The sequence below is a fragment of the Neobacillus drentensis genome (genome assembly GCF_036962765.1).
Classification (GTDB): domain Bacteria; phylum Bacillota; class Bacilli; order Bacillales; family Cytobacillaceae; genus Neobacillus; species Neobacillus drentensis_C.
Map to the genome: position 1 here is coordinate 12,315 of NZ_JBALOS010000142.1, position 9,396 is coordinate 21,710.

Annotated in this window: 10 protein-coding genes and 1 pseudogene (1 of these 11 cut by a window edge); 1 reads left to right on the top strand and 10 read right to left on the bottom strand. The window is 39.9% G+C overall.

The annotated features are described in order from the left end of the window. From V7137_RS17770 to V7137_RS17815, 10 genes and pseudogenes are all read right to left on the bottom strand, one after another. Positions 1-286: the beginning of a ribonuclease III family protein gene (locus V7137_RS17770; RefSeq protein WP_335699326.1), read on the bottom strand. Its footprint begins 377 nt before the window's first position; 286 of the gene's 663 nt are visible here — the first part of the coding sequence; it begins with the start codon at positions 284-286; the stop codon falls past the left edge of the window. Positions 287-456: 170 nt separating this feature from the next. Then, positions 457-690: an acyl carrier protein gene (acpP, locus tag V7137_RS17775; protein WP_026566432.1), complete on the bottom strand. Its 234-nt coding sequence runs from the start codon at positions 688-690 to the stop codon at positions 457-459. A gap of 143 nt (positions 691-833) precedes the next feature. Next, positions 834-1,577 carry a 3-oxoacyl-[acyl-carrier-protein] reductase gene (fabG, locus tag V7137_RS17780; RefSeq protein WP_335699327.1) on the bottom strand — a complete coding sequence of 248 codons (744 nt, stop codon included), beginning with the start codon at positions 1,575-1,577 and terminating at the stop codon, positions 834-836. Continuing rightward, entirely contained in the window at positions 1,574-2,521 is a 948-nt protein-coding gene (gene fabD / locus V7137_RS17785; protein WP_335699328.1) for an ACP S-malonyltransferase, read from the bottom strand. The genes fabG and fabD overlap by 4 nt, the downstream gene beginning before the upstream one ends. Before the next feature lie 12 nt (positions 2,522-2,533). Continuing rightward, the gene (plsX, locus tag V7137_RS17790) at positions 2,534-3,538 is read right to left on the bottom strand and encodes a phosphate acyltransferase PlsX (RefSeq protein WP_335699329.1); all 1,005 of its coding nucleotides are present in this window, start codon (positions 3,536-3,538) and stop codon (positions 2,534-2,536) included. 12 nt (positions 3,539-3,550) lie between these two features. Beyond that, the gene (fapR, locus tag V7137_RS17795) at positions 3,551-4,117 is read right to left on the bottom strand and encodes a transcription factor FapR (protein WP_335699330.1); all 567 of its coding nucleotides are present in this window, start codon (positions 4,115-4,117) and stop codon (positions 3,551-3,553) included. 142 nt (positions 4,118-4,259) lie between these two features. Further along, complete coding sequence (gene recG, locus V7137_RS17800; RefSeq protein WP_335699331.1) at positions 4,260-6,308, bottom strand: ATP-dependent DNA helicase RecG; 2,049 nt, start codon at positions 6,306-6,308, stop codon at positions 4,260-4,262. Then, positions 6,292-6,477 (bottom strand): annotated as a pseudogene (locus V7137_RS17805) (L-serine ammonia-lyase, iron-sulfur-dependent, subunit alpha); the annotation flags it as partial. The gene recG and the pseudogene V7137_RS17805, both read right to left, overlap by 17 nt. A 157-nt stretch (positions 6,478-6,634) precedes the next feature. Beyond that, positions 6,635-8,317, bottom strand: a complete 1,683-nt coding sequence (locus V7137_RS17810; protein ID WP_335699332.1) for a DAK2 domain-containing protein — start codon at positions 8,315-8,317, stop codon at positions 6,635-6,637. A gap of 36 nt (positions 8,318-8,353) precedes the next feature. Next, positions 8,354-8,716, bottom strand: coding sequence for an Asp23/Gls24 family envelope stress response protein (locus V7137_RS17815; protein WP_026566425.1), 363 nt, complete (start codon positions 8,714-8,716; stop codon positions 8,354-8,356). 285 nt (positions 8,717-9,001) lie between these two features. Here V7137_RS17815 and rpmB point away from each other — a divergent pair, with 285 nt between their 5' ends. Then, positions 9,002-9,190, top strand: coding sequence for a 50S ribosomal protein L28 (rpmB, locus tag V7137_RS17820; RefSeq protein WP_026566424.1), 189 nt, complete (start codon positions 9,002-9,004; stop codon positions 9,188-9,190). Positions 9,191-9,396 lie beyond the last annotated feature (206 nt).

A 9,396-nucleotide genomic window follows, 5' to 3' on the forward strand; every position in this document is an offset into this window, starting at 1 on the left:
CAATGGCTGCTCGAAGTTTAGTCAGTTCACCCTCGGTCATCGTTGGATATTTTTTGTAAAGGAATTGTGAAACAGTTAGTTCTAGAACAGCATCACCTAAAAACTCAAGTCTCTCATTATCTTCGAAAGGCTTTCTGCGATGCTCATTCACATAGGATGAATGAGTAAAAGCTTGTTTTAATAATTTCTCGTTCTCCATCGTAATACCAATCGTATTTTGAAAACCTTTAAATAGATTTTCTTTTGCGCGATTATTTAACTCTTTTTCATTACCGTTCTTGCGCATATAAAACTTCTCCACCTTGCATCAAATAATTTACAAACTACACTTAGTACTAGTTTAAAAAAGTTTTTCACAAAACGCAAAGAAACTTGGCATCACTGCTGGAAGCCAAGTTCTATTTTACAGAATAAAGCTCCGTTTGAAAACGGAGCTTTTGTGAATAAATCCAACGATTACTTCGTGCTTTGTATGTAATTAACAGCGTCACCAACTGTGCTAATTTTTTCAGCATCATCGTCAGAAATTTCCATATCGAACTCATCTTCTAATTCCATAACTAGTTCAACTACGTCAAGGGAATCAGCACCAAGATCATCCTTAAATGAAGCTTCAAGTTTAACTTGAGATTCATCTACACCTAAGCGGTCAACGATGATTTTTGTTACACGTTCTAATACCTCTGCCATGCCTGTTCACCTCCCCTCAAGCTATTATAGAGTATTTCATCAAAATAATACACTAGGTTTTTATTACTATTTGCATTTTTAACTTTTTGAACTGTCTAGCTACAGCACCCTACGCCGCTGAACGGGCGCTTCCGCTTTTCTAATCACATCACCATTCCGCCATCGATATGAAGGGTTTGTCCAGTCATATAGGCAGAATCGTCAGAAGCTATGAATGCCGTTATTTTAGCAATATCTTTAGGTTCACCTAATCTCGCCAAAGGTATTTGTTTTAACATTTCTGTCTTCACTTCTTCTGTTAGTTTATCTGTCATATCGGTTGTGATGAAGCCAGGTGCAATCGCATTTACCGTTATGTTACGAGATGCCAGTTCTTTAGCTGTTGTTTTGGTTAATCCAATCACCCCTGCTTTGGCAGCAACATAGTTGGCCTGACCTGGGTTCCCGCTAACTCCAACAATCGAAGCAATATTAATGATGCGTCCTGCGCGCTGCTTCATCATTTGTCTTGTTACCGCTTTGGTACAAAGGAACACACCTTTAAGATTGATATTAATAACATCGTCCCATTCTTCTTCTTTCATTCTCATCAATAAATTATCTTTTGTAATACCTGCATTATTAACAAGAATATCAAGTTTTCCAAAGTTGTCTATGGTTCCTTTTACCATTGCTGCAACTTCCTCAGAGTTTGAAACATCACATTTTACAGAAAATGCCTCTCTGCCCAGAGCTTTAATTTCATCCACAACCTCATTTGCTTTTGCTTCACTGCCTGAATAGTTTACAGCTACATTTGCTCCTTGTCGTGCAAGTTCAAGGGCGATTTCTCTTCCTATCCCTCTTGAAGCACCTGTTACAAGGACTGCTTTCCCATCAAGATTCATAGCCTTTCCTCCTTTAATGCATCTATAACAGTTTGTGCACTCTCCTCGTCTGATACAGAGAAAGTGGTAACTGTTTTATCAATTTTTTTGATTAAGCCCGAAAGAACTTTACCCGGTCCAATTTCAATGAATGTATCGACACCTAATTCAATCATTTTGCGAACGGAATCCTCCCATAATACAGGGGAGTAGAGCTGCTCAATTAATTTATCCTTCATTTCAGATGCCGACGTTATTGGTTCTGCCGTTACGTTGGCTACAATTGGCACTGACGCGTCCTTCATTTCAATTCCATCCAGGACTTCACGCAGTTGGTCTGCTGCAGGTTTCATCAAGGCGGAATGAAATGGACCGCTAACCTCTAAAGGAAGCGCCCTTTTTGCTCCTGCTTCTTTTGCTTTAGCGCCCGCGATTTCGACCCCTTTTCTCGAACCCGAAATGACGATTTGCCCAGGGCAATTTAAATTTGCTAATGATACTGGATTGCCTGATTCACTTACCTCGTTTGTTACCTCAAAAAGACGGTCACGGTCAAGCCCTAATATGGCTGCCATAGAACCTTCTCCATTTGGGACTGCATTCTCCATAAACTCGCCCCGTTTTCTAACAGCATACACTCCTTCTTCGAAAGAAAGTGTGCCTGCAGCAACAAGCGCGGTATATTCTCCTAAGCTGTGACCCGCGACGTAAGCAGCTTTAATTCCAGACTTTTGAAAGTAGTCTAAAATAGCAATACTTGTCGTTAATAGGGCAGGCTGTGTATTAAAGGTAATGGTCAATTCTTCCTTCGGTCCTTCAAAAATTAGGTTACTCAGTGGAATATTTAGCTTTTCATCGGCTCTTTTAAAATAATCCATAACCTCGTGGTGTTTTTCTGCTAACTCTTTTCCCATTCCGACTGCTTGTGACCCTTGTCCTGGAAACACGAATGCTATTTTATTCATTTCAATACTCCTTTACCGTTCTACTTTTTCACTATTTGCTTCATCCGTTGACATCTTGATTAAACCAACAACATCATTACTTACCATTTCCCTAGTTTGCCTAATTGCACTAAATATAGCTTGCCCATTGGATGAGCCGTGCGCCTTAATAACAGGTGCCTTTAAGCCAAATAAGGCTGCACCGCCGTATTCCGAATAATCCATTGTATTTTTTAAGGTTTTAAGATTCGGTTTCAGTACTGCTGCAGCTAATTTACTAGTAAAACTACTCATTAAGGCCGTTTTTAACATTTTAAACACGGAAAGAGCTGTTCCTTCAATTGTCTTTAGGACCATGTTTCCCGTAAATCCATCGGTCACAACCACATCCGCAACACCTTCTAGCAAATCCCTCGCTTCAACATTACCCACAAAGTTAATATCGGCATTTTTCAACAATTCGAATGCTTGCTTAGTAAGTTCGTTCCCTTTCTTTTCTTCAGTTCCAATATTTAATAGACCGACTCTTGGCTTGGCAATACCTCTTACCTTTGCACTATATATTGAGCCCATTTGACCATACTGGAGCAGATGCTCTGCTTTGGCATCCGCATTCGCTCCTACATCTAATAACAGAAATCCCTCGCCTCCTATGGTTGGAAGCGTTGGGGCTAAGGCTGGGCGGTGGATTCCATCTATTCTGCCTACCACAAAAAGACCTGCCGCTACTAACGCCCCTGTATTTCCAGCAGAGATACACGCATCTGCCAATCCATCTGCTACTTGTTGTGCGGCTAACACCATAGAGGCATCCTTTTTACGGCGAACCGCTTTTACGGGTTCATCTGTTCCAAGGATCACTTCGGTTGTATGAATAACAGCAATCCGTTCATGATTGGTTAATGTTTCGTAAATTTTATTTTCATCCCCGACAAGGGTAATATGTATATCTGAAAATGCTTGTACGGCTTTAAGTGCCCCTAATACGATTTCTTTTGGAGCATTGTCGCCTCCCATTGCATCAATTGCTAATTTCATTTTCCTCATCCTTTACCGATTTTTCGAACGGTACATTTCAAATTCTCCGGTAAAAACAATTTCATTGTTTACAAAACTTGTGACTTCGACAATCGTCCTGCCTAAGTTTCCATCAATTTTCAATACCCTTGCTTTGGCAATTACCCGCTCATTCAATTTGACCGAACGTTTAAATTGAATATTCGCTTTTGCTGTTAACGCTAATTCATCATTGATAACAGCCACAGCTAAGGAATTCGCCTGTGCAAATACATGATGGCCCCGGGCAATGTTATTTCGTTTAAATACATGCTCTTTCTTTACATCAAAAATCGAAATGGCATTCTGATCCAATTCTATATGAATAATTTCACCAATCACTTCTTCAAGCGGTAATGAGCGGACTTCATCATCAAATCGTTTCTCAGCTACAGTCTTAATCCGTTCTCTGAGTTCAGGAATTGATAATTCTAAACGGTCCAAACGAATTGTTTGTACACTCACCTGAAATTTTTCTGCTAAATCCTCATCAGTAATAAATGGATTATCTTTAATTGTAGAAGTCAACAATTGTTGTCGCTCTTTTTTACTTTTTCTCATGAATTTTTACACCGTCCGCGATCTTATGACTAGGTACTAATAGTAGTATAAAATTTGAAAAAGCAGATTGCAAGAATTAGTTTTTTCTCCTGACCATCTGCTATTTCAATTCATAGAGCCCAGTAAAAAGAAAAAGTTTGATTTAATCTAGCTTTTCCCCTTCTAAAACGCCTGATTCACCCAGGATATTTCTTAAATATTGATATTCAGGGGCTGTCCAAAAAGCTTCAGACTGGATTAGCATCACCGCATCATTTCTCGCTGTTTCAAGGGCCCGATAATCATGAACCATATCTGCCACCTTAAATTCAGGAACACCGCTTTGTTTTCTGCCAAAAAAGTCGCCTGGCCCTCTAAGCTCTAAATCTTTTTCACTTAAAACGAAGCCGTCGTTCGTTTCAGTCATGATCCGCATTCTTTCTTGGCCAACTTCTGATTTTGGACTAGCCAGCAAAATGCAGTAGGATTGATCACTGCCGCGTCCAACCCGGCCGCGCAACTGGTGAAGCTGTGAAAGGCCAAACCTTTCAGCATCATAAATCACCATAATAGTAGCATTCGGTACATTTACCCCCACCTCAACCACAGTCGTTGAGACTAGCACTTGTACTTCATTGGCACTAAATGCCTTCATCACGGAGTCCTTTTCTTCTGAGCTTAAGCGGCCATGCATCAGACCTGCTTGATAGCGATTTTGAAAATAATGACTTAATGTATTATATACGTCAATAGCATTTTGAACATCGAGCTTTTCGGATTCTTCGATAAGCGGGCAGATAACATAGGCTTGATGGCCTTTTTGTAATTCTTTTTCAACAAAAGCCAAGACACGTTCTAGCATTTCTGGTTTTGCCCAATACGTTTCAATTGATTTTCTACCTGCTGGCATTTCATCAATTATGGATACATCCATTTCACCAAATACTGTAATCGCAAGTGTTCGAGGAATCGGTGTCGCAGTCATAAATAGAACGTCTGGGTTCTCACCTTTTTCTCTCAGAACTCTTCGCTGTTCAACCCCAAAGCGATGTTGTTCATCTGTGATGACAAAACCGAGTCTCTTGAAGGTAACCTCGTCCTGAATTAGGGCATGTGTTCCAATTAAAATATCCACGTTCCCTTCTACTAGTTCGTGAAGAATTTCTTTTCTTCGTTTCCCCTTTACTGAACTCGTTAGGAGCTCACACCTAACATGAAATGGTTCTAACATTCTTTTTAAGCTTTCTGCATGCTGTTCTGCCAAAATTTCTGTTGGAACCATAAGCGCACCTTGAAAACCTGCTGTGACACTGGCATACAAGCCAATGGCTGCAACCACTGTTTTTCCTGAGCCAACATCGCCCTGCAGCAATCGATTCATCCGAAGCCGTGATTTTAGTTCTGCCAACACTTCATTAACCACACGGGATTGAGCATTCGTTAATGGAAAAGGAAGACTATTAATAAACTCCGTTGCCTTTGTTGCATCGTAGTTTTGAATGACTCCTGGGGAATGTTCCCGTTCAAATTTCCTTAATGCCTGCATTTTTAATTGAAACAAAAGAAATTCTTCATAGACGATGCGTCTGCGTGCCTGTTTTACATCTTCTTGGCTGTCAGGAAAATGCATCGCTTTGAACGCCGCTTGCCGATCAAGTAGTCGATATTTTTTTAGAAAGGTGATTGGCAGTGTTTCTTCAATAAAATGTCCATATTGTTGAAAAGCAATGCTGATAAATTTCCGGATTCCCTTTGTCGTTAATTTTCCTCTTAATGAGTATACAGGCTCAAAATCCTTTGTTTTTGCATTTGTTCCCATCTGCATCTCATTGGCCGTAATGGTTTGCCGATGGGCATCCCATTTTCCTGTGACCGTAATCGTTTCATTGATACTGATTTTATTTTTTAAATAAGGTTGGTTAAAAAAGACAACTTTAATCAAATGTGCTCCAACAAACAGTCGGATCATAAGTTTCGATTTCTTTCTGCCATAATAGACAAGAGAAGGCTCACTATGAACCTTCCCTTCCACTGTTACTTTCTCATCATGCTCCACCTCGGTTATATCACGGAGGCGGTAATCTTCATAGCGATAAGGAAAATACTCTAAGAGATCTTCTATCGTAAAGATTTTCATTTCTGAAAAAATGTCAGCAGTTTCTTCACCAATTCCTTTTATGACCGTAATTGATTGATTAAGATGTGGATTCACTATTACTTCGCGGTATACCGAAGATCTTAGCTTCCAGTTTCCGACCTGCCGGTGTTGCCGCCAACCCTCCCTGCCCAGTTTCTTTTAGTGTTGTTGGCACTGTTTGAGCGATTCTATACATTGCTTCTATCAATTCATCACAAGGGATTCGACTTGTAATTCCAATCATGACGGGACCAATGATATCAAACACGCTCCTATATTTCACTCCATTCTCCCCCTCGAGCGCTATTCTATCTCATAACCCTGTTTTTATTGTTTTATTTTTCCAATTACTTTTTTCCACAAAAAAAGAAGGGAAAACTCCCTTCTATTTTAGCTTTTCATTATTCAATTGAAAAGATAAATGAATATAACGGCTGTCTGCCATTATGGATTTCAACTTCAACATCTTCATAATGTTCTTCTACAAACTGACTTAGCTTGTTTACCTCTTCTTCGCTAATGTCATCCCCATAAATGATGGTTAATATTTCTGAATCCTCATCTAGCATTTGTGAAAGTAGGTCCTCAGCAACTTTTACTTTGTCCTTGTTTTTAACAACGATTTTTCCTTCAGCAATACCCATAAAATCATCTTTCTCGATTTCTAAGCCATCAATCTGGGTATCCCGAACAGCAAAGGTTATTTGACCAGTTTTCACGTGTTTTAACGCTTCATTCATTGCACCTTCATTTGTCTGAAGATCAGCTGAAGGATTAAACGCTAACAAAGCTGAAAGTCCCTGCGGGACCGTCTTAGACGGGATCACATAAATTTCCTCTTCCGAAACATCTGCTGCCTGCTGTGCTGCCATAATGATGTTTTTATTATTCGGTAAGATAAATACTTTTTTAGCATTTACTTCCTTAACAGCCATGACGATATCCTCCGTACTCGGATTCATCGTCTGCCCGCCTTCAATAACCTCATGAGCACCAATACTTCTAAATAAATCCGCAATCCCTGAGCCCATAGACACGGCAACAATTCCGTATTCTTGCTTCTCTTTTGAGGTCTTTTTACGGTCAGCAGCGGAGGCACTATGTGTTTCGCCAACAATATTGGTGTGCTGTTGACGCATGTTTTCTATCTTCATGTTGATTAAATTTCCATACTTTTGCCCATAGGTAAGGACTTCTCCAGGTTGTTCGGAATGAATATGCACTTTCACCACATCATCATCCGCAATGACCAATAAAGAATCGCCCAATTTGCTGAGGTCATTTCTAAACATACCTTCATCGAACGGATGTTTTGCTGTTTTTTCTTGTTCAAAGCGCACCATAAATTCGGTGCAATACCCAAATTCAATGTCTTCTGTGTTTATATGTCCTTGAACTCTTTTATGGTGTTCAGTACTGACCAATTCATCCATCGAAAGAGATGCAGTAGGTGTATCAGGCAGCTTTTCGCCTTTTAGGACTGCAAGAAACCCTTCGTAAACAAATACAAGTCCTTGGCCGCCACTATCAACCACGCCAACTTCCTTTAAAACTGGAAGCAGTTCTGGAGTGCGCTTTAATGAAGCCTTAGCTTCTTTTAAAACTTCTTCCATAATGACAATGATGTCATTTGAATTCTGTGCAGCTTGTACGCCCTTTTTAGCAGAATCCTTGGCAACAGTTAAAATCGTTCCTTCTACAGGTTTCATTACGGCTTTATATGCAGTTTCTACTCCAGCCTCTAGGGCGTGAGCAAAGTCAGTCCCTGAGATATTTGCTTTCGTTTCAACCGCCTTAGAAAAACCACGGAATAACTGTGATAGAATAACTCCTGAATTTCCGCGGGCCCCCATAAGCAATCCCTTGGAAAGGGCTGATCCCACTTTACCAATATGGTCTTGAACATTATTTTTTACTTCCTTAGCCCCAGATGTCATTGATAAATTCATGTTAGTTCCGGTATCACCATCTGGCACGGGAAAAACGTTTAAAGCATCAACCATTTTTGCATTCGCTGCTAAATGATTGGCCCCTTGAATCACCATTTCGGCAAAACGTTTTCCATCTAAAGCTGTTATTGACACTAAACTTTCCTCCTCTACAGAGTTCGTTACACGAACTTACGGGTTCGTCACTCGAACTCCCTGAACGTAAATATTTACGGAGTCAACGGCAAGTCCAACAGTCTTATCGAGGGTATATTTAACCTTTGATTGCACGTTGTGGGCAATTTCGGAAATTTTCGTTCCATAGCTAACAATAATATACATATCAATATGTAATGCTTCGTTCTCTTGGCGAACAATCACGCCACGAGTAAAATTTTCTTTACGTAGTATTTCCGTAATTCCATCTTTAATTTGATTCTTTGAGGCCATACCAACGATTCCATAACATTCGATTGCCGCACCTCCTGCGATGGTCGCGATTACTTCGTTAGAAATATCAATTTGTCCGAACTTTGTTTTTAATTCAATGGACATGAATCGTTCCCCCTCCTGAAAAAAATTGCTCCTTGACTACAGTCATTTTACTATAGTCAATGCAATATTGAAAGTTATTCCTGCCTGATTAGTATAAGAGCATTTTTATAATAATGATGTCAAGGTTTTTTTCTTGAAAGGTAACTATTGCAATCAAATAAGTTGTATGATAAATTATTAAGGTATCTCAAGTCTAGAAAATTTGTTCATACAATTTTCTTTTTCCAGATGAGGATCTTAAAGATTGCTGTATAAAGCTTTTGGTAGTTAAGGAGGGAAATCATTATGCCACGTCAATGTGTTGTAACTGGAAAGAAAACAACAACTGGTAACGCACGTTCTCACGCTATGAACGCAAACAAGCGTACATGGGGTGCTAACCTACAAAAAGTACGTATTCTTGTTGATGGAAAGCCTAAGCGTGTTTGGGTTTCTGCAAGAGCGTTGAAATCCGGTAAAGTAGAACGCGTTTAATAGAACGTTTGGAATGGGCATCCGTATAGGATGTCTTTTCTTTTTATTCAAAGGCTGTATTAAAAGTAAATGAAGATTTATTACCATGCTGATTCCAGCGGAAGGCGTGAAGCTACGAGGAGGCTCCACGGACCACCCGCGGAAAGGGAAGCGCCTTTCGCTCCAATCAACATATTTATTTTTCCCAATGGCTCTTTTCGTAAACT

Coding starts and splice junctions, on each gene's coding strand:
- fabG (WP_335699327.1), bottom strand. CDS start 1,577: ATGAATCTTGATGGGAAAGCAGTCCTTGTAACAGGTGCTTCAAGAGGG.
- V7137_RS17815 (WP_026566425.1), bottom strand. CDS start 8,716: ATGTCCATTGAATTAAAAACAAAGTTCGGACAAATTGATATTTCTAAC.
- rpmB (WP_026566424.1), top strand. CDS start 9,002: ATGCCACGTCAATGTGTTGTAACTGGAAAGAAAACAACAACTGGTAAC.
- acpP (WP_026566432.1), bottom strand. CDS start 690: ATGGCAGAGGTATTAGAACGTGTAACAAAAATCATCGTTGACCGCTTA.
- fabD (WP_335699328.1), bottom strand. CDS start 2,521: ATGAATAAAATAGCATTCGTGTTTCCAGGACAAGGGTCACAAGCAGTC.
- fapR (WP_335699330.1), bottom strand. CDS start 4,117: ATGAGAAAAAGTAAAAAAGAGCGACAACAATTGTTGACTTCTACAATT.
- plsX (WP_335699329.1), bottom strand. CDS start 3,538: ATGAAATTAGCAATTGATGCAATGGGAGGCGACAATGCTCCAAAAGAA.